The organism is Polaribacter sp. Hel1_85 (assembly GCF_000766795.1).
In the GTDB taxonomy this organism is placed as follows: domain Bacteria; phylum Bacteroidota; class Bacteroidia; order Flavobacteriales; family Flavobacteriaceae; genus Polaribacter.
Map to the genome: position 1 here is coordinate 1,110,262 of NZ_JPDS01000002.1, position 20,693 is coordinate 1,130,954.

Annotated in this window: 12 protein-coding genes; 6 read left to right on the forward strand and 6 right to left on the reverse strand. The window is 29.5% G+C overall.

Annotated elements, in window-relative coordinates; genetic code table 11:
- Window positions 1–4: 4 nt before the first annotated feature.
- Genes sprA through PHEL85_RS12090 form a run of 3 tightly spaced genes read right to left on the reverse strand, consistent with a single transcriptional unit; the run spans window position 5 to window position 10,076 of the window.
- The gene (gene sprA / locus PHEL85_RS12080) at window positions 5–7,171 is read right to left on the reverse strand and encodes a cell surface protein SprA (RefSeq protein WP_036825316.1); all 7,167 of its coding nucleotides are present in this window, start codon (window positions 7,169–7,171) and stop codon (window positions 5–7) included.
- Window positions 7,172–7,175: 4 nt separating this feature from the next.
- Window positions 7,176–7,757 (reverse strand): Holliday junction branch migration protein RuvA, encoded by a 582-nt coding sequence (ruvA, locus tag PHEL85_RS12085; RefSeq protein ID WP_036825319.1) that lies wholly within the window; start codon window positions 7,755–7,757, stop codon window positions 7,176–7,178.
- A gap of 36 nt (window positions 7,758–7,793) precedes the next feature.
- A complete protein-coding gene (locus tag PHEL85_RS12090; protein ID WP_036825321.1) occupies window positions 7,794–10,076 on the reverse strand; it encodes an NADP-dependent malic enzyme in 2,283 nt (760 codons plus the stop codon).
- A 200-nt stretch (window positions 10,077–10,276) separates the two neighbouring features.
- On the opposite strand from PHEL85_RS12090, the gene PHEL85_RS12095 reads away from it, so the two are divergent.
- Together PHEL85_RS12095 and PHEL85_RS12100 are read left to right on the forward strand one after the other, a co-directional pair.
- Window positions 10,277–12,748, forward strand: a complete 2,472-nt coding sequence (locus tag PHEL85_RS12095; RefSeq protein ID WP_036825322.1) for a DUF5686 and carboxypeptidase regulatory-like domain-containing protein — start codon at window positions 10,277–10,279, stop codon at window positions 12,746–12,748.
- A 9-nt stretch (window positions 12,749–12,757) separates the two neighbouring features.
- Window positions 12,758–13,000: a MoaD/ThiS family protein gene (locus PHEL85_RS12100; protein ID WP_036825324.1), complete on the forward strand. Its 243-nt coding sequence runs from the start codon at window positions 12,758–12,760 to the stop codon at window positions 12,998–13,000.
- 105 nt (window positions 13,001–13,105) lie between these two features.
- On the opposite strand, the gene PHEL85_RS12105 is transcribed toward PHEL85_RS12100, so the two are convergent.
- Window positions 13,106–13,378 carry a DUF3817 domain-containing protein gene (locus PHEL85_RS12105; RefSeq protein WP_036825326.1) on the reverse strand — a complete coding sequence of 91 codons (273 nt, stop codon included), beginning with the start codon at window positions 13,376–13,378 and terminating at the stop codon, window positions 13,106–13,108.
- Between the two features lie 91 nt (window positions 13,379–13,469).
- Here PHEL85_RS12105 and PHEL85_RS12110 point away from each other — a divergent pair, with 91 nt between their 5' ends.
- On the forward strand, window positions 13,470–13,892 hold the full coding sequence (locus PHEL85_RS12110) for a molybdenum cofactor biosynthesis protein MoaE (RefSeq protein WP_036825328.1): 423 nt from the start codon (window positions 13,470–13,472) through the stop codon (window positions 13,890–13,892).
- Window positions 13,893–14,025: 133 nt separating this feature from the next.
- On the opposite strand, the gene PHEL85_RS12115 is transcribed toward PHEL85_RS12110, so the two are convergent.
- Together PHEL85_RS12115 and PHEL85_RS12120 are read right to left on the reverse strand one after the other, a co-directional pair.
- Entirely contained in the window at window positions 14,026–15,048 is a 1,023-nt protein-coding gene (locus tag PHEL85_RS12115; RefSeq protein WP_036825329.1) for a COX15/CtaA family protein, read from the reverse strand.
- 95 nt (window positions 15,049–15,143) lie between these two features.
- Complete coding sequence (locus PHEL85_RS12120; RefSeq protein ID WP_036825331.1) at window positions 15,144–15,335, reverse strand: cold-shock protein; 192 nt, start codon at window positions 15,333–15,335, stop codon at window positions 15,144–15,146.
- A 403-nt stretch (window positions 15,336–15,738) separates the two neighbouring features.
- Here PHEL85_RS12120 and PHEL85_RS12125 point away from each other — a divergent pair, with 403 nt between their 5' ends.
- The 3 genes from PHEL85_RS12125 to PHEL85_RS12135 all read left to right on the forward strand — a co-directional run bounded on the left by PHEL85_RS12125 (window position 15,739) and on the right by PHEL85_RS12135 (window position 20,688).
- Entirely contained in the window at window positions 15,739–17,013 is a 1,275-nt protein-coding gene (locus tag PHEL85_RS12125) for a ribonucleotide-diphosphate reductase subunit beta (RefSeq protein ID WP_036825332.1), read from the forward strand.
- Between the two features lie 3 nt (window positions 17,014–17,016).
- Window positions 17,017–18,804: a ribonucleoside-diphosphate reductase subunit alpha gene (locus PHEL85_RS12130; protein ID WP_036825333.1), complete on the forward strand. Its 1,788-nt coding sequence runs from the start codon at window positions 17,017–17,019 to the stop codon at window positions 18,802–18,804.
- Between the two features lie 120 nt (window positions 18,805–18,924).
- Window positions 18,925–20,688: a Na/Pi cotransporter family protein gene (locus PHEL85_RS12135; RefSeq protein ID WP_036825335.1), complete on the forward strand. Its 1,764-nt coding sequence runs from the start codon at window positions 18,925–18,927 to the stop codon at window positions 20,686–20,688.
- Window positions 20,689–20,693 lie beyond the last annotated feature (5 nt).

A 20,693-nucleotide genomic window follows, 5' to 3' on the forward strand; every position in this document is an offset into this window, starting at 1 on the left:
TATTTTAATTTCCTCCTAAGTTGTAAATAATGTTAAATCCTCCATTAATCGCTTGTCTTGGAAAAGTGGTAGAAATTGCATATTTAGATGTTTGATGGTTGTAATAAAACGATGCTGTTAAATTATTACTCAATCTATAATCGGCTGTAAATTTAATAGAAAATAGTTTTTGACCACCACTAATTTGATTATTATCTTCATCAACAGATCTAATTTGTGTTAAATTATCTCTTAAAGATACATCTGCTCTTAAATTAATGTCTCCTTTAAGCGTTTGTTTTTTTCCGGTGAAACGTGTATTGAATTTTACATCTTTAAATATATAACCCATTCCAAAAATATATTCAGTTCCTTTTATATCAGTTAAAGTACTGTTGTTAAAATTCATGGTAAGTGTTCTGTCTCTTTTTACTTCTCCTCTTAAAGAAAATGAGTTTCTCATTTTCATATCTAACTTAACTAGAGGAGAAAATTCATCAACCAAAGTAACAGCAGCAACTAATAATTCTGGTTCGTAATTTTCTGCAACATTAATATTAGCAAAAGGATTAGCACTATCATGTTGTAAGTTATTGGTAAAACTAGATACTGTGTAAGAAGATCTATAACCATGAGAAACTACAAAATTGCTGAAGTTTTTCTTAAAGAATTTAAATTTCATCAATCCATTGTAACGTAATGTCCAATTAGGAATTGGAATATTTCTAAACAAACCTGTGTTTACTTTATCTGGACTTTTACCAGAATAAGCCGCCATAAAAGCGGGTAATAAAACTTGCTGACTATTTTCTCCAAAACCACTTGCAGGAACTCCATTTTCTGTTGCTAACCTATTTGAAATTACACTTCTGTAATCTCTTAAATTTTGAAATAATGCATCACTGTCTGAAAAAGCGGTAGCAAACATTGAGTAACTTGTACTAAAGTTTCCTGTTTCAAAGAAAGGTGTATCCTCAAATTGATTATTCCCATTAAGAAGATCTAGTTGTTGTGATAAATCTCTTGTTTGAATTTTATTTCCTCTTACATCTATATTTAAATCCTTAATCGGTTTTAACGTAAATGTATAATCTAATTTATTGTAATGTGTTTTACTATACGTTTTACTATAATATTCATCACCATCATTTCTTGTTACAAACCAACCATTTTCTAAAGCTTTATTTCTAATATCTACTTGACTTCCAAAAGCGAAAGAAGTTGGTGCACCACCTAAAAACCCTATATCTTCTGTATAACCTGGTAGTAATTGTCCGTTGTTTTCTGAGTAACTAATTTTTCCTTGTTTTACAGAAGTTAAAAGATCATAAGTTCCTTTTAAAATCTTTTTACCTATAGATAGTTTTTTCTTTTGATTAACTCTTCCTGGAGTTCTAGGTAAACCAGAACCTTTTAATCCTTTAGATTTTTTACGCTGACTTTTAGTTAATAATAATTTTTCGAAACCTAAACCTTTGTAAAAACGATCAAAATTTATAGTGGTATTTAAATTATGTGTATTTGCATTCTGAATAACATTTCCTATCAAATCTACAGAAGCAACATCAACTCCGTTAACATTAATGGTATTTTGTGGAGCAGCTTGCCAATCGAAATCTGCTGTATAACCATAATCTGCTTTTATAAACTTTAAAAATGGAATTTTATCAATTGGTAAATTATAGGTTCCGTTTAATTTTTGATGATAATGATTGGCTCTTCCAGTATTAAAGAAATCATCAAAAACTTGAATATCATCAGAATTATTAAACGTATCGTATATGTAACTATTTGTTGCATTAAAGTTTAATTGTAATGATTTTGTTAAGTCGAAACCAATAGTATAATCCCAATCAAACAAAAATCTACGTTGTTTTAATTCTGGTTGATCAGATAATCCTTCAACTAAATTTCTAGATTGTTGTTCGTTATAATTTCTATTGATGCTAGAGTTAACTGCAAATGTTTTAGGAATAGGATTAAAGTTAATGTCTTTAATTAGTTTTAAATATTTACTTTCAAAAGCTTTCGAATCTTTAAAAGGTTCTATAGGTTTAGAATTGAAAGTAAAATTATAAGAAGCAGAAGCTCTAACACTTTCGTTAATACGTTTTTGTATGTTATAATTTCTTTGAAATTCTTTATTATGAGCATAAGAAACCGCTAAATTTTCTACATCATAAAACTTAGGTTTTTTTGTAGAATTTGGGTTTCTATTCTTTTTTACATTGGTAAAACTAATACTTGTTCTTTTTGTGTAATCTCTAGAGAATTCGCTATTATCATTTTCACCCAAGGCATCTGCTAATTCTACATCTTGATATTGAGGATCGTATTTTGGATCAATATATTTTTCACCAACACTATAACTCATTGGTAATTGAATTCCCCATTTTTTAGGAGTTAATACTTTACCTAAATTTATAGTAGTGGCAACATCATATTGTTTTGTTTCATCTAAACTACGTTGACCTACTCGATCTTCTACATTACCAAAACCTATGGTAGACATACTTCCTGATAATGATAAATTTGCAACATCTGCAAAATTTGCATCAGCATTTACAACTGCGGCCCAACCACCTTTATTATCAAAACCAGCAGAACGTAATTCATTAAACCAAACTTCTCCACTAATTGGCGAAGTTGTCTTGTTTTTTAACCCTAGCATTATTGTTTTTAACTTTGCTAAAGTAGGGTTTCCTTTTACAGAAATTGTGTAAGGAGTTTCTTGACCTTCTGGTGTAAATAAATCTGTTATTGAAAACTCAGCTTTATCTCTGTCTAATTTTACTTGGCCAAAGGTTTCTAAAAAAGCATCTAAATTATTTGCTTCTGGCCAAAGATCTAAGGCAGAAGTACCATTTTTGGATACTTTTAAAGGTAATTCTATTTGATAATAATTATCATCTAAATCTGTACCTAGTCTTATAACTGCAGAAAAATCATTATCATTTATTGTAAGTGCTCCTTCATTTGGTTGAAGATGCATAAACATTTTTAAGTTTTTAAAACGTCTTAAATCGATGCTAATGTTTTTATAAATTGCTCTTGTTTTATTAGCTTCTAAATTGTTTACTTTTAAGGTAACAGATTGTTCGTTTTGTAATTGTACAGTTGTACTTCCTTGTAAACGCTCTCTTTCAATTCCTGGAGGTTGAATGTAACTTCCTTCATTTTGCTCTATACTTACTACACCAACCTCAAAATCTTTTAATTCATCTTCCTCTAAATTTATAGGAGTTGTAATGGCTTCGTCTAATGTTTTTGTGTAGCGTCTCCAATCTCCTCTAACCAAATCAATTTCACCAAAACGAATAACTACTGGCATTTTAAAGTTCGTTAAAAACATTCTAACAAAACGAATACTGTTAAAGTCAGAAATATCATTTATTGGTGTTCCACTTCTAACAGGAACTCTAAACTGATACCAGGTTGTTGCTTGTGTTGTTCCGTTTTCTAAAGTAACATTCGTTATTTTTTCATCAACAATAAAGTTATTTCCTACAACCAAATCATTTCTATTCATAGAAATTTTATACTCGTAGAAACTTTCTACGGTATTCATAGTTTGATCTTTGTTGATGTCTTCTACATCTGGATATGCTGATGAAGATGTTGGGTAAGATTCTGTAGATTGATTTAATGTTGGTGAGTTCCCTTCTGTATTATTATAATTTTTATATCTCGTAATTATGGATGCATCACTTGCATCTAATTCACTACCTCTAAAAAATTGAAAATTATCTGAAGCTGGGTCATTAGAGTTTAATTTACCAAATTCTGTAATACTAGCACTGTATTTAGTAAATTCTTCAGCATCTGTTAAACCATCAAAACCAACATCTTGGTTAGATCTTGCGTCATCTTCTTCGTTAAAAGCATAAATAATTGAAGGGTTTGTAGGTACTTTCCCCCAAGTTGTTGGGTCTGTGTTTAAATCGCCACCAGTTTCTGGCAAACCATTTTCATACATTTTACGACTATCTTTTAAGATATCTTCAGAAACATTACCTAAATTAATGTATAAATCTCCTACTTGATTTGAAATATCATTTCTAACATCAGAAGGTTCCATTCCTACAGGCAAACCTTCTTTATTGGTAATAGAATAGTTTTCATAAGGATCCATTATCCAAAACTGAATATACTCAACATTTGCTTGATCAAAATTGTTAGTAGTTAAAGGTCTCATAATTCCTCCCCATCTATTTTGTGGGTCAGAGAAAGTTCCGTCGTTTTCAACTTCATCACCAGTATCAAAATTATAAGAACCTCTTTCTGCAGGAAAATAAGCTAAATCTAAAGTTCTAATTAAAGAATTTTGAGTGATGTCTAATTGTACATTAGGGAATAATTCGCTATAATTTATTTGTCTTGTTTCTGCTCTAGAAAGTTCATCAGCATTAATATTGGTAGGTGTATCTCCTGCTCCATAAAAAATTTGATCTACACTATACCAAGCTAATTTGGCTCTCTTGTAATTGTATTCTAATTCATTATTAGAAGCTCCTTTAAATTCCGGAAAAGTTGGTGTATTTGGTGTACTTGCTTCATACCAATCTAGAGGAGATAAAATACTAATAGGGATTTGGGAAGCTTCAAAATCATCTATATAAGAAGTTGCAGCTCCAGTAACATCTATTCCACTTGGTGTTCCAGGTAATAAATATGCCATATCTGCTCTAACAGATAAATTAGAAGGTACATCTGTATCTACAAATGGTAATTTATTTGCCAATTTTGTAAAGTAAGGTACTTCTGTAGCATAATCTATGTTGGCACCAAACATGGTGTTATTTATGGGGTCTGAACCAAAATTAACTTTCGGTGTTATTGGTCTTTCATTTACATTTAAAATTGTTCCTCCAACAATAAATTTTTCTGAGAATTTATGTTCAACATCTATTCCCATAAAGGTTTTACGTTGTTGATTAAATACTGCATTGTTTTCTGTAGAAACACTAATTGGTGTTCCAGAAGCTTGTAAACCCGGATCTATAATTTGTACACGACCTAATTGATAATCTACCACATAATCTACACCTTCTACCAATTGTCTTCCTCCAGCAGTTACTTTTACAGAACCTCTTGGTACATTAAATGCGCCAATAGGAATTCCTCCAGAGTTTTCTGATTTAAAATATCCTTTTAAATAGTATTTGTCTTTGTTCTGAAAGTTATTTTTAATATTAATCTTAGTATTTAAGTATAATTCTTTAAATAAATAGCTTTCATCTACAGTTTCATCTAAACCAACATCAGTAGTGTTTTGTTGTACTAAATCATTACCAAAAGGTTCTGGTTCTGGAAAAAAGATATAACCATTTTGAGAGTTTACTGTTATACCTTCTACATAATCGAAAAATCCATCTGGAGATCTAAACTGACTTTGATCTAATTGGTCTAATTTTAATACTTGAATTAATGGTATTACATTAATATCATCATCAGGATTGTTTGGAGTATCTGTACCCGTTTTAGCATTTTGTAAAACGTTAGAAGGAATACCAGTTTGGTCATCTCTATATTGAATTTCGAAACGAAAACCATCTTGTGATAATGGATAAGCACCTAAAGCATAAACGTTTTTCATCATTAAACGCCATGTAGGAAAAGATTCTTCAATAGTTACACCATTTACAACTCGATCTCTTTTGGTTTTTAAAATTTCACTACGTAACAATTTTACAGCTAAAGATTGTGGAGCTTGTATTCCATCATTCGAAAATTCTCCAACTTTAAAAGAACTTTTTGCACTGTTTGTTACACTACCTGCAACAGTATATTCATAAGCAACTGCTAAAACCTCACCATCATTTAATCTTCTATTTAAAGAAATAAAACCTAATTGTGAGTTTAAAGTAAATTCATTTGGATCTAATCTTCTTGCATTTTCTAATACAGAATAGTCTGTACCTTCATTCATGTTGTCATTACTAAAAGAACTCAACGCGCTATTTATTGTTGAAATACTTCGTAAACCACTAGTTGTTGTTAATAAAGTAGATAGGTTATTAGATTCGTTTGTTGGTATATTTCCTCCAGTTGTTGTTGGTGGACTTGTTGGTTGTACTTCTCCAGTTTGATTTACTAAAACAGCAGTGTTAGATTCACCAAGATCTGCTAAAGCAACAATACTTCTGTAATCTTCTGTACTTGCATTTCTATTGGTTATCCAAACTTCTACTCTAGTAATATTTATTTGACTATTAATTAATGGGTAATTTTTAAGAGAATTTGCGTAATTATCAATAAAATATTGTGATAAGAAAAAGTGACGATTATTATCATAATCTGTAGCCTGTAATTCAAATTCTTGTATTGATGCTCCACCTTCTGCAACAACGGTTTTACTCTCTGAGTTTTGTTGAGAAAAAACAGCAGTTACACTTGTGTTACCAAACTGTAATTGTGTTTTAACACCAAATAAACTTTGAGCACCGTTAATTAAAGAGTTTTTAATTGGCATTGAAACATTACCAGCTTCTATGCCTTGTAAAATATCATCTTCAGTAGGCTCATAACCAATTTTTACCAAGTTCTGAAAATCAAAAGTAGATTGTGTATCGTAATTTGCTGTAAATTCTAGTCTTTCACCAACTTGAGCTTTGATACTTGCATTAATTTGTTGATCAAAATCAAAGGTAAAACTACTTCTGTTTTCTTCTGATAATTGTGGGTTTTCTGTATTTTGATAGATAAAACCTAATTTTAAATTTAGGCTTCCAGTTGGTGTTACTTTAACGGTATTTCCTCCAAAAATAGTTTCAAAAAAGTCTGAATTCACATAATAAGTTGGTAGTAAATCCTTTTGCGCATCTTTAGATCCTTTTTTCTTAGAGTTTGTTGCACTTACTTTGTCTTTAAAGTATTTCTTCATATCTCTTTTTAATCGATAATCTGCATACTCTTTTTGTGTAAGATAAATTGGAGTTTTTGTGTAGTAATCTCCAATTTTTTCTATAATTACATATCTATTTAAATCTTTATCAAAAATGATTTCTTTTTCTGCGAGATAATTTAAAAACAAACCACCAGTTTGCTCTTTTTTAAAGTTATATCTTAATTCTAGACTATCTTTTTTTACGGATGTAGAATCATTTTCACTATTTGTTTGTGAATACACAGAAATGTTTGCTACGAAAGCAAAGGCAAGAAATGAGAATGTGTTTTTTAAAAAATTATTCAATTGATTACAAGTTCTTTAAGGATAATTTTATTAATTTTTCTACAGAAGCATCTGGGTTTTCTTTTAAAATCATAGAAACTATTTTATCAGATTGTTTTTTATTAAAACCTAAAACTTCTAAAGCAGATAACGCTTCATCTTTATTGGTATTGCTTGTAAGTGTAGAAACTTCATCAATATTAAAGGTTTTTAAAATTTTATCTTTTAAATCTACGATTACTCTTTGTGCTGTTTTTGCTCCAATTCCTTTTACAGATTGTATGAGTGCAACATTTTCTGATGCAATTGCATGTTGTATCTCTTCTGATGTCATAGAAGAACACATAGTTCTTGCAATACTTGGCCCAACACCAGAAACTGAAATTAATAGTTTAAAAACTTCTCTTTCAGTTTTAGAAAAGAACCCAAAAAGCGTATGAGCGTCTTCTCTTATTGATAAATGTGTGTATAAAACAACAGCTTCATCATCTGGTAAACTAGAAAATGTATTTAAAGAAATATGGAGTAAATACCCAACACCATTGCAATCTACAACAACTTCTGTTGGATTTTTTTCTACTAATCTTCCTCTAACTTGTGTAATCATACAATGATTTTTTTCAGGCTTCTAAAGTAACAATTTTTATTTGTTGTTTTTCTTATCTTTTTCTTGAGCATCTACAGCAGCCAAAGCAGCCATATTTACCATCTCATCTACACTTGCTCCTAGTTGTAAAATATGAACAGGTTTACTTAAACCTAAAATTACAGGTCCAATAGATTCTGCTTGATTAACTTCTTTTAATAATTTGTAGGTAATATTTGCAGATTCTAAATTAGGAAAAATTAAAACATTCACCTTTTTACCATTTAATTTAGAAAATGGGAACTCTTTTGCTAACATTTCTGGATTTAAAGCAAAATCTGCTTGTAGCTCTCCATCTATAACAGTCTCTGGGAAATGACGATGCAAATAAGATACTGATTCTCTAATTTTTTTAGAAGTTTCTGAGTTTGAAGAACCGAAGTTAGAAAAAGATACCATTGCCATATTAGGTTTCATACCAAACATCTTTACAAAGTTTGCTGCCATTTGGGCAATTTTAACTAAATCTTTCGAAGAAGGATTTTCGTTAATAGTGGTGTCTGCTAAAAATAAAGGACCTTGTTTTGTTAGCATTAAGTTACTACCAGCAATTTTGGTAATTCCTTTGTCTTTCTCTATAAGTTCTAAAATTGGTTTTACAACAGAAGGATAAGGTCTAGAATAACCTGTAATTAAAGCATCTGCTTCACCTTCATTCACCATCATTGCAGCAAAATAATTACGTTCTCGCATTAATTTTTTTGCTTCAGAAAAAGTACGTCCTTTTCGTTGTCTGTTTTTCCAATAAACCTCTCCAAAATGATCTCTACGTTCAGTTTCTTCATCAGTTTTTGGATCTATTATTGTAACATCTCCATCAAAACCTATTTCTTCCATCAACTCTAAAATGACTTCTTTTCGTCCTAATAAAATTGGGATTCCAATTTTTTCATCATGTACTCTTTGAGCTGCTTTTAAAACATCTAAATGATCTGCTTCTGCAAAAACAATGCGTTTAAGATTACTTTTTGCTCTATTATGTAAAAGTCTAATTTCTTTACTTCCAGAACCAGATCTTTCCATTAATTCTTCTCTGTATTTTTTCCAATCTTCAATTGGTTCTAAAGCAACACCAGAATCCATAGCAGCTTTTGCAATTGCTGGAGGGATTTCATAAATTAATCTTGGATCAAATGGTTTGGGAATAATATAATCTCTTCCGTAAGCTAAACTCACTTCGTCATAAACAATGTTTACTTGTTCTGGTACAGTTTGTTTTGCTAAATCGGCCAAAGCATGTACAGCTGCCATTTTCATTTCTTCATTAATTTTGGTAGCTCTAACATCTAAAGCGCCTCTAAAAATAAATGGAAAACCAAGTACATTATTTACTTGATTAGGATGGTCTGATCTTCCAGTTGCCATAATAATATCTTTCCTTGTAGCAACTGCTAAATCGTATTCTATTTCTGCAACAGGATTTGCCATTGCAAAAACAATTGGGTCTTTTGCCATAGACAAAAGCATTTCTGGAGAAACTACATTTCCTTTAGATAAACCAATAAAAACATCAGCATTATGCATGGCTTCATCTAAAGTATTGAGATCTTTATCTGTTGCAAATTCTGCTTTTTGAGATGTAAGGTTTCCTCTGTCTTTTCTAATGACACCTTTACTGTCGCACATTACAACATTTTCTCTTTTTGCACCTAACTTTAGGTATAATCGAGTACAAGAAATTGCTGCAGCTCCAGCTCCATTAACAACAATATTTACTTTACTAATATCTTTTTCTGTAATATCGATGGCATTTTTTAATGCGGCTGCAGAAATAATTGCAGTTCCATGTTGGTCATCATGCATTACAGGAATGTCTAATTCTTCTTTTAAGCGTCTTTCTATTTCAAAAGCTTCAGGAGCTTTAATATCTTCTAAATTTATTCCTCCAAAAGTAGGTGCAATTGCTTTTACTGTTTGTATAAAATGGTCAACATCAGTAGCGTCTACTTCAATATCAAAAACATCAATATCTGCAAATATTTTAAAAAGTAATCCTTTTCCTTCCATTACTGGTTTGGAAGCTTCTGGACCAATATCACCTAAGCCTAACACTGCAGTTCCATTAGAAATTACTGCAACTAAGTTTCCTTTTGAAGTGTATTTATAAACGTTGTTTTTATCTTTTGCAATTTCTAAACAAGGTTCTGCAACTCCTGGAGAATAAGCTAAAGCTAAATCGTGCTGAGTAGCATATTTTTTAGTAGGAACAACTTCAATTTTCCCTGGTTTTGGTTTTGCGTGATATAGTAAAGCCTCGTGTCTTTTTCTAGAATCGCTCATAAAGATTGTAATTTGCTTGTTTTTAACTTACAAATATAGGCTTTTCAGTGAAAGAGGAGGTGAAAAATCACTACTTTTAGGTGTTTAAAAACAGTAATAATGACCAAAAATTAAGAGTTTATTGTATCTTGTTTAACAAAATTTAAAGATTTGATTGTAACATAAACTATATGTTTGCGTCTATCAACCAAAACCTACCTATGAAAAAAATTACTTTTCTACTTTTTCTTTTTATTACATCATCAATCTTTTCACAAATAAAAGGGAAAATTACAGATACAAAAAATAACCCTTTATCATTTGTAAGTATTTATTTAGACAAAACTGTTACAGGAACAACGTCTAATGATAATGGAGATTATGTTTTAAATTTTTCTAAGAAAGGAAAACACATCATTGTTTTTCAAATTTTAGGTTATAAAACATTAAAAAAACAGGTAAATATTACTTCTTTTCCTTTTGAATTAAATGTGAATTTAGAAGAAGAAAATGTGCAATTAGATGAAATTTCTATTTCTACAAAAGACAATCCTGCAAATAGAATTATTAGAAATGTAATTGCTAATAAAGATAAGAATACAGATAAGTTCGCAAAATATACTGCCAAGTTTTATTCACGCGGTTTGTATAAGATTAAAAATGCTCCAGAAAAGTTTTTTGGGCAAACTATGGGAGATTTTGGTGGAGGTTTAGACTCTACAAGAAGTGGAATTATATATCTTTCTGAAACCGTTTCTGAAATTAAATTTCAAAAGAAACCAAAGAAATTTAAAGAAAAAATTATTGCGTCTAAAGTTTCTGGACGTGATAATGGCATCAGTTTTAATAGAGCAGAAGATGCAAACATCAATTTTTATGAAAACAGTGTGGAGTTTGGTAATGATTTGGTTTCGCCAATTTCTACAAATGCTTTTAGTTATTATAAATACAAGTTAGAAGGTGTTTTTTATGATAAAAACGGTAAACTTATCAATAAAATAAAATTGATTCCTAAGCGAAAAAACGATAGAGTTTTTAATGGGTCTATTTATATTGTAGAAGATGATTGGGCTATTTATGGTGCAGATGTTTCTGTAACTGGCGCTCAAGTAAATATTCCTGTAGTAGATGTTTTGTATTTAAAACAGAACTATAATTATTCAGAAAGTGTTGATGCTTGGGTTTTAATAAGTCAGAGTATAGATTTTAAGGTAAATGCTTTTGGTTTTAAGTTTGATGGACGCTTTTCTTCTGCGTATTCCGAATATGATTTTTCACCTCAATATGCTGCAAATACTTTTACAAATGAAGTCTTAACTTTTGAGAAAAAAGCTACAGAAAAAGATTCTGTTTATTGGAGTGAACTAAGACCTGTACCACTTACTATTGAAGAGGTTAAAGATTATCAAATTAAAGACAGTATTAAAGTGGTTCGTAAATCTAAAAAGTATTTAGATTCTGTAAATAAAAAACAAAATAAATTTAGTTTACTTGCTCCAATAACTGGTTACACGTATAGAAATTCATACAAAAAATGGTCTTTTTCTTATAATGGTTTGCTAGGTAATTTCGGTTTTAATACAGTACAGGGTTTTAATACTTCATTAGGGTTTAGTTATTTTAAAAGAGAAAATGAAAAAGGAAAATGGTGGAATGCTGGTGTAAATGCAAATTATGGTTTTTCTGATAAAAGTTTAAGACCTACTTTCTTTTTTACAAAAAAATGGAACAATCTTTCTAGACCAAGAATGACTATTTCTGGTGGTGTTACAACTGCTCAGTTTAATTGGAGAAATCCGATTATGGACTTAAATAATACTATTAGTTCTTTGTTTGATAGACTCAATCACTTAAAGATTTACGAAAAAGGTTTTGCAAGAATTGATTATTCAGAAGAAATTAAAAACGGAATATATTTAGATGCATCTTTAGAGTATGCGAATAGAAAACCATTATTTAATACTACAAATTACTCTTTTGCAAGTCAAGATAAAAATGGAGGTTATACTTCTAATAACCCTTTAAATAAAACAGATTTTGTAAATGCTGCTTTTAATGAGCATAAAATTGCAACTTTAAATGTTGGTGCAACTTTTATTTTTGGACAAAAGTATTTGTCTTACCCTGATAGGAAATTTAATATTGGTAATGATAAATATCCAACTTTAAATGTCAACTATACCAAAAGATTTGGAGCTTCAGATTCTGAGCTAAATTCAGATTTATTTCAAGCAAGTTTAAGACAAGATATTAATGCTGGCAATTATGGAAATCTATCTTACAACATAAAAGGAGGAATGTTCTTAAAAAAGAAAAACATCGCTTTTATGGATAAATTACAAGCCAATGGAAATCAATTAACTTTTCCTTTAGATGGTGGGTTGAATAGTTTTGGTTTGTTAGAATATTATAAATTTTATACAAATGATAGATATGCAGAGGCACATGTAGAACATAATTTTAGAGGTGCTATTTTAGGTAAAATTCCGTTGATAAATAAATTGAATTTCCATTTAGTTGGAGGTGCAAAGACTTTGTTTATGGCAGATAAAAAACCATATACAGAATATTCTGTAGGTTTAGATAATATCGGTTTTGGTAAATGGCGTTTTTTAAGAATAGATTATGTGAAATCTTATCATGCAGGAATTAAAAATGACGGTTTACTATTTAGATTAAGTATGTTTAATTAATTTTGAAAAATGAAAATTCAAGTACTTTTTTTTGGAATTACAACAGATCTAGTAGCAACTTCTAATTTAGGTTTAGAGGTTTCTAAGGCTTCAACTGTTGCAAGTTTTAAGGTTTTATTAAAGGAGAAATATCCTCAATTAGAAAACATAGATTCTTATGCAATTGCTGTCAATGAAAGTTATGCAGCTGATGAATTGGTTTTAAAAGAAAATGATATAGTTGCTGTAATTCCACCTGTAAGTGGAGGGTAAAAAATCTTGTTGTCATTCCGAACGAAGAATGAGGAGGAATCTCATTTTAGATTTCTCAATCTCCTAAAAAAGGCTCATTTCGAAATGATAAAAATATTCAAAAATTTATCTTAAATATTTTTTATCAATATAAAAAGTACCAAAAGGTAAAATGGAAGCTAATAAAACAATTCCTAAAGTTTTATTGTTCCAGTTCATTTCTTTTTTGATTACGAATGCTAATACAATGTAAAGCATGAATAAAATTCCATGAGGCATTCCAAACATTTTTACAAAACTTGGGTCGTTTAAAGCGTATTTGTAATACAAACCTAAACTCATTAATAATAAGTAAGAAATTCCTTCTAAAAAACTAACAACTCTAAAGATACTTTTCATTTTTGTTAAGTATTAAAAATTAGATTGCAAAGATACGTTTTGAATCATTATTTTTGCTAAAAGTATTGAACTTGTTTCAATATCTAATATTATGAAAAGAACTTCAATAAAAATCACATCAGAAAAATTAGACTTGCAAGAATGTTACAATTTTGTAGAAGATGATTCATGTGGCGGAATTTCTGCTTTTGTAGGTACTGTAAGAAATGATACTCAAGGTAAAGAAGTTGTTCAATTAGATTTTTCTACCTACAAACCTATGGCAATTAAAGAAATGCAGAAAATTGCAGATTTGGCTTTAGGTAAGTTTGATATTAAAAAAATAGCCATTCATCATGCAGAAGGAATGTTACAAATAAGAGATATTCCTGTAATAATTACGGTTTCATCTAAACATAGAAAAGCCGCTTTTGAGGCTTGTGAGTTTGCTATTGATATTTTAAAAGAAACAGTTCCTATATGGAAAAAAGAATATTTTTCTGACGGAGAAGTTTGGGTAAATGCGCATCCGTAGATTAAGTTTCAAAGTTTCAAAGTTTCAAAGTTTCAAAGTTTCAAAGTTTCAAAGTTGAAGAATTGAAGAGTCTGTCACTTCGAGTGTTTTTCTGAAGAATGAAGAAAAATGTATCGAGAAGTTTTCACTTTTGCTAACTGCTAACTGTCTTCCTACTCTGCAACCATAAATAAAACTGCAATCCAAATAAAATGGCTCCAGCTAATAAATGTGTTGCTTGTGTTCCTAGAGGAAACTCTGCATAATACATTAAAATACCAGTAATTGTTTCTATAAAAATTAAAAAGACAACCCAGTTTACTAGTTTGTATCCTAAGTTTTTTACTTGATTTATGTAAAATAAAGCAAGGTTTACTAGTACAATTGCAATTGTAAATGATCTATGAAAATAGAATTTAAAACTTGGGTTCATCAAACTATAATCTTTGTTTTCAAAACCAAATAATTTTACTTGTTCGTCTATAAATTGCCTTACTTGTGTTCCCATTGCAATTTGTACTAAAGAGAAAACAACAGAAACAATTAGTAATTTATTAAAAACAGCATTGTACCTGTGTATTTTTTTTCTTTTGGTTAAAATAAATTGTAATTGTAATAAAAGAGCAATAATAATTAAACCAATAACCATATGAATGGTAATAATTGTAGGCTTTAAATTTGTATCTACAACCGTTTTTCCTAACCAAGCTTCTACTAACATTAAAAAGAAAGCTGCAAAAGCAAGTATAGGAACCCTTTTGTCTTTTTTCCAAAACTTTGTGGCTTCGTAAATTAAAAACAAGAAAACAAAGCCAGATAAAACAGAAGCAAGTCTATTAATATATTCTGTCCAAGTATGGTATTTGTTAAATTTTGCGTAGTCGTGTTTTGTGTAGTTTTTCCAATTTTTTTTGTTGAATGTAGCAGTTGTTTTAATATCTTTTTCTGCAACAAATAAGACTTCATCTTTAATAATGATAAAACCTTTTTTAAATTCAGAATCTGGTTTCCAGGTAATTTGATCCTCAGAAGTAGGTGGAATGTAATAGCCAAAACACTTTGGCCAATCAGGGCAACCCATTCCAGAACCCGTCATTCTAACAACAGAACCTGCTAAGAAAATTAGGTAAACAGATAGTATAGCAATTTGTACAGTTTTAGGAAATTTACTTTTCATTTAAGGGAAATATTTCTGTAAAAATAAGACAAAAAAAAGTCGCTTAAAAAAGATTAAACGACTTGTTTCTTGTAAAGAATTTTAAAAAAATAGTATTAGATAACTCTAACGTCTACTGCATTTAAACCTTTTCTACCTTCTTTAAGGTCAAACTCTACCGCGTCACCTTCTCTAATTTCGTCAATTAATCCAGATACATGTACAAAGTACTCTGTGTTTGAATCATCTTCTGTTACAAATCCAAATCCTTTAGATTCGTTGAAGAATTTTACTGTTCCTTTTTTCACTATAATATAAAATAAATGTTAATAATACTACAAATATAAGCTTATAAGTTGTTGGTTTTACAAAAAGTTTGATTAAATAATTTTGAGGACTATTCTAAATAAAAAAAGAGGTGTAAAAAAGAGATTAATATTAAGAATAAGTTGTGCTAAAAATTTTTTTTTAAGAAGAATTTTTAGAATGTCAATAAAAATAGTGGTTGTAGCGTTTTATTAATGGTAACACATTGTGATTCAAACTATTAAAAATTCAATTTTTTTAGGTTAAAATTACGAATTTGACAGATTTGTTAAAAACTTCAAGGGTTTTGTGAATAAGTATGGCTTTCATTTTGAAACAAAAAAACCAATCTTTGTAGAAGTCGTTCTTGACGATTAATTAACTCTCAAATAACAACAATTTACTGTGGAAATTACGCATATTATAAAAAGGGACTCCGAAACGAACACTTTTGAGTTAGAAAAAATTACAAACGCTATTGAAAAAGCGATGCTTACTGTAAATCATGGTACTAGGCAAGACGCAATTGCAATTACCAAGATTGTAAATGGTACTTTATTAGAAAGAAAGTTAAATGAACCAAGTTATACACCCACAGTAGAACAAGTTCAAGACATTGTAGAGTATAAATTAATGGATAGTCCTTTTCATGATGTTGCAAAGGCTTATATCTTATATAGAGATGAACAAACAAGAAGTAGAAAGCCTAATATTTTTGAGAAGAGAATAAATTTAAAACCATACGATTATCCTGCTTTAGGAGAATATGTAGATGCTATTAGGCATTCTTATTGGATTCATACAGAGTTTAATTATACAAGTGATATACAAGATTTTAAGACCTCTCTTACAGATGTAGAAAAAAATGCTATAAAAAACACCATGTTAGCAATTTCGCAAATAGAAGTTGCTGTAAAAACATTTTGGGGAGATATTTATAAGAAAATGCCAAAGCCAGAAATTGGTTCTGTTGGTGCAACGTTTGCAGAAAGTGAAGTTCGTCATCACGACGCGTATTCACATCTATTAGAAATTTTAGGGTTAAATAATGAGTTTAAAAACTTAAAGAAAAACCCTGTAATTATGAAACGTGTTAATTACCTAGAATCAGCATTAAAGAACGTAAATAGTGAAGACAATCAAGAGTTTTCAGAATCTATAATTTTGTTTTCTCTATTTATAGAGCACGTATCTTTATTTTCTCAGTTTTTGATTATTATGGCTTTTAATAAACATAAAAATGTATTAAAAGGTATTTCTAATGTTGTAGAAGCTACTTCTAAAGAAGAGCAAATTCATGGAGATTTTGGTATCGATCTTATTAAAATTATTAAAGATGAAAACCCAGAATGGTTTGATGAAGACCATAAAGCATTAGTACAAGAAACATGTAAAGAAGCATTTATTTCAGAAAGCAAACTAATTGATTGGATTTTTGAAAAAGGAGAATTAGATTTTCTACCTAAAAAATTAATTAAAGAATTTATTAAAAATAGATTTAATAACTCTTTAGAAAGTATTGGTATATCAAAAGTATTTGATGTAGACCAAGCATTATTATCTCAAACAGATTGGTTTGATGATGAAATCATTGGAACTAAACACGGTGATTTCTTCGTTAAAAGATCTATCAACTATAGCAAAAGAACTAAAAGTATAACCAGCGACGACTTATTTTAAACTATGAACCTAAACGACCAAAAGACAACAACAACAACTGAACTTACTGAGCACGAAAAAATGATTCAAGCAAGAAACGCTGCTCGAAAAGAAATGCTTAAAGATAAAAACGAACCTGAAATTGAATGGCTAACAGATAATAGCCGTAAATTTTTAGAGTCGGGGTATTTAACAGGTGATACTACACCAGAAGAAAGAATACGAGAAATTGCTGATAATGCAGAACGTATTTTAAAAATCGATGGTTTTTCTGATAAGTTTTACAAATATATGGCAGCAGGTTATTTCTCTTTAGCATCGCCAGTTTGGTCTAATTTTGGTAAAAAGAGAGGTTTGCCTATTAGTTGTTTTGGTTCGCACGTGGCAGATGATATGGGAGATATTTTATTCTCACAATCAGAAGTTGGTATGATGTCTAAATTAGGTGGAGGAACCTCTGGTTACTTTGGTAAATTACGTGAAAGAGGAGCAGATGTTAAAAATAATGGTTCATCATCTGGTTCAGTACATATTATGCAATTGTTTGAAAAAATGGTTGATGTTGTAAGTCAAGGTTCTGTAAGACGTGGTCGTTTTTCTCCATATTTACCAATAGATCATGATGATATTAAAGAGTTTTTAGAAATTGGTACAGAAGGAAACCCAATTCAAGAATTAACGCACGGTGTTACTGTAAGTAATGAGTGGATGGAAGAAATGATTGCTGGTGATGTAGAAAAAAGAAGTCTTTGGGCAAAAATATTACAAAGAAGAGGAGAAATTGGGTATCCATATATTCTTTTTAGAGACAATGCAAATAATGGAACGGTAGATGTTTATAAAGACAAAAACCATGAAATTTATGCAAGTAATCTTTGTACAGAAATAATGTTACCTTCTAACGAAGATTGGTCTTTTGTTTGTTGTTTATCATCCGTTAATTTGGTGCATTATGACAAGTGGAAAGATACAGATGCAGTAGAAACATTGGCTTACTTTTTAGATGCAGTAATGCAAGAGTTTATCAATAAATTAGAAGTATATAAAGATTCACCAGATAGAGACGATCAGTTTACGTTTCGTTTTATGGAGAAAGCTTATAATTTTGCAAAAGAGAATAGAGCATTAGGTTTAGGAGCTTTAGGTTGGCACTCTTTATTACAATCTAAAATGTTAGCTTTTGACAGTGCAGAGGCATATTCTTTAAATAGTGAAATCTTTAAAGTTATTAAAGAAAAATCATACAAAGCATCAGAAGAAATGGCTAAAAAGTATGGTGAACCAGCTGTTTTAAAAGGATATGGAAGACGTAATACAACCTTAAATGCAGTTGCACCTACAACTTCATCTGCATTTATTTTAGGGCAAGTATCTCAAGGTATTGAGCCAATTTGGTCTAATATCTATGTAAAAGATATTGCGAAGATTAAAACAACAATTAAAAATCCAATTTTAGAAAAATTATTGGAAGAAAAAGGACAAAATACTTCTGATATTTGGAAAAGTATTCGAGACAATGATGGTTCTGTTCAGCATTTAAGTATTTTATCAGAAGAAGAGAAAGATGTTTTTAAAACCTATTCAGAAATAGACCAAAATGTAATTGTTTATCAAGCAGCAAACAGACAAAATCATATAGATCAAGGACAATCTATAAACATTATGGTACATCCAGATATGCCAATTAAAGATGTAAATGCTGTATATATTAATGCTTGGAAATTAGGTGTAAAATCTATGTATTACCAACACAGTATGAATGCTGCACAGAAATTTAAGCAAAAGAAAGAATGCGCTAGTTGCGAAGGATAATATTTAATTTTTTATTTAAATATAAATTGATAGAAAGAGAAGTCGAAAGGCTTCTCTTTTTTATTTATAAATAATATCTTTATGTTTACATAAATTTGTAAAACAGGCATACTTTTTTAGATGATTAAAAAAATATTATTTACTACTTTCTTAGTATTACTAGCTGTAATTCTATACTTCAATCCAAATTTTAAAACGATAGCTGCTGGTATTGCTGTGTTGTTGTTTGGTATGATGATGCTAGAAGAAGGTTTTAAAGTTTTTACAAAAGGACCTTTACAATATTTTTTAAAAAATGCGACTGACAAATTATATAAAAGTATTACAGCTGGTGCTTTAGTTACGGCTTTAATACAATCTAGCTCTTTGGTTTCTGTAATAACTATTTCATTTATTAGTGCAGGTTTAATTAGTCTTTCTGGTGGTTTAGGATTAATTTTTGGAGCAAACATTGGTACAACTGCTACAGCTTGGTTAATTGCTGGTTTTGGCTTGAAAGTTAAAATTTCTGCCTTAGCAATGCCTATGTTAATTTTCGGACTTGTTTTTTCGTTTAAAAAGAATATTACTTATAAAGGAATTGGAAATGTTTTAGCAGGTTTGGGTTTTTTCTTTTTAGGAATTCATTACATGAAAGAAGGTTTTGATGTTTTTAAAGATTTTATAGATTTATCTCAGTTTGCTGTATCTGGTTTTTTAGGTGCTTTAATTTATACAGGTTTAGGAATAATAATAACTACAATTTTACAATCTAGTAGTGCAACTTTAGCTTTAATTTTAACAGCCTTAGCTGCAGGACAAATAGAATACGAAAACGCTCTGGCACTTGCAATTGGGGCAAATGTAGGCACAACAATAACAGCAGTTTTAGGTTCTCTAGGTTCAAATTCTGCTGGAAAAAGATTAGCTGTTGCACATTTAATTTTCAACTTTTTAACAGGTTTAACTGCATTAGTCTTTATTTTTCCATTAGCAAATTCCGTAAATTATTTATCAGAATTTTTAAATTTTTCAGAAACAGATTATACATTAAAACTAGCATTGTTTCATACTATTTTTAATGTTTTAGGTGTTGTTTTAATGATTCCTTTTATAAAAACATTAGAAAAATTCTTATTAAAATTATTTAAAGAAGATGAAAACAAAGGAATCGATGAGCCAAAATATTTAAATGAGGCTATTTTAGAGTTTCCAGGAACATTAATTTCGTCAGTATTAAAAGAATCTAAATATCTTTACAAGAATGCAATTTTCGAAATTGTTGCACATGCATTAAGTATTCATAGAGATGATATTAAATCAGATATAAAAATTAAAAAAATAATTAATCAATCTGATCAACAAATTAAAATTGATGTAGAAAATTTATATTATAGTAAAGTAAAAAATATCTATGGTAAAATTATTAACTATGTAACAAGAGGACAGCAAGATCTTAAGTTAACAAAAGAACAGAATAAGAGGTTATCAGAATTAAAATTAGCCAATAGAAGAATGGTCGAAATTATTAAGGATACTAGAGAATTAGAGAAGAATGTATCTCAGTTTTTAGAATCAGATAATAAAGATATCAAAAAAGAATACAACAAGTTTAGAAAAAAAGTTGTGAAGGTTTTAAGGGTGATTTATTTGTTTAGAAAAAATGAAGATAAAGATGAATATTTTAATCAATTAATGAAATTAAAAAAAGCAGCTAAAACAGCTTTATATGCAGATAATAAATCGATAGATAGATTAATAAGAAAAAATTTAATTACAACAAATATGGCATCATCTTTAGTGAATGATAACGTAAATGTAAATGATTTAATAAAGAAATTAATTCAGGTTGCAGAATTGTTATATTCAGAAAAAGATGTCATTTTAGAAAACGGTACTAAATAAAAAAA

What these genes read in the sequence shown, in the direction of transcription:
- ruvA (WP_036825319.1), bottom strand. Translation starts at nt 7,757, where the DNA reads ATGATTACACAAGTTAGAGGAAGATTAGTAGAAAAAAATCCAACAGAA.
- PHEL85_RS12090 (WP_036825321.1), bottom strand. Translation starts at nt 10,076, where the DNA reads ATGAGCGATTCTAGAAAAAGACACGAGGCTTTACTATATCACGCAAAA.
- PHEL85_RS12095 (WP_036825322.1), top strand. Translation starts at nt 10,277, where the DNA reads ATGAAAAAAATTACTTTTCTACTTTTTCTTTTTATTACATCATCAATC.
- PHEL85_RS12100 (WP_036825324.1), top strand. Translation starts at nt 12,758, where the DNA reads ATGAAAATTCAAGTACTTTTTTTTGGAATTACAACAGATCTAGTAGCA.
- PHEL85_RS12105 (WP_036825326.1), bottom strand. Translation starts at nt 13,378, where the DNA reads ATGAAAAGTATCTTTAGAGTTGTTAGTTTTTTAGAAGGAATTTCTTAC.
- PHEL85_RS12110 (WP_036825328.1), top strand. Translation starts at nt 13,470, where the DNA reads ATGAAAAGAACTTCAATAAAAATCACATCAGAAAAATTAGACTTGCAA.
- PHEL85_RS12115 (WP_036825329.1), bottom strand. Translation starts at nt 15,048, where the DNA reads ATGAAAAGTAAATTTCCTAAAACTGTACAAATTGCTATACTATCTGTT.
- PHEL85_RS12130 (WP_036825333.1), top strand. Translation starts at nt 17,017, where the DNA reads ATGAACCTAAACGACCAAAAGACAACAACAACAACTGAACTTACTGAG.
- PHEL85_RS12135 (WP_036825335.1), top strand. Translation starts at nt 18,925, where the DNA reads ATGATTAAAAAAATATTATTTACTACTTTCTTAGTATTACTAGCTGTA.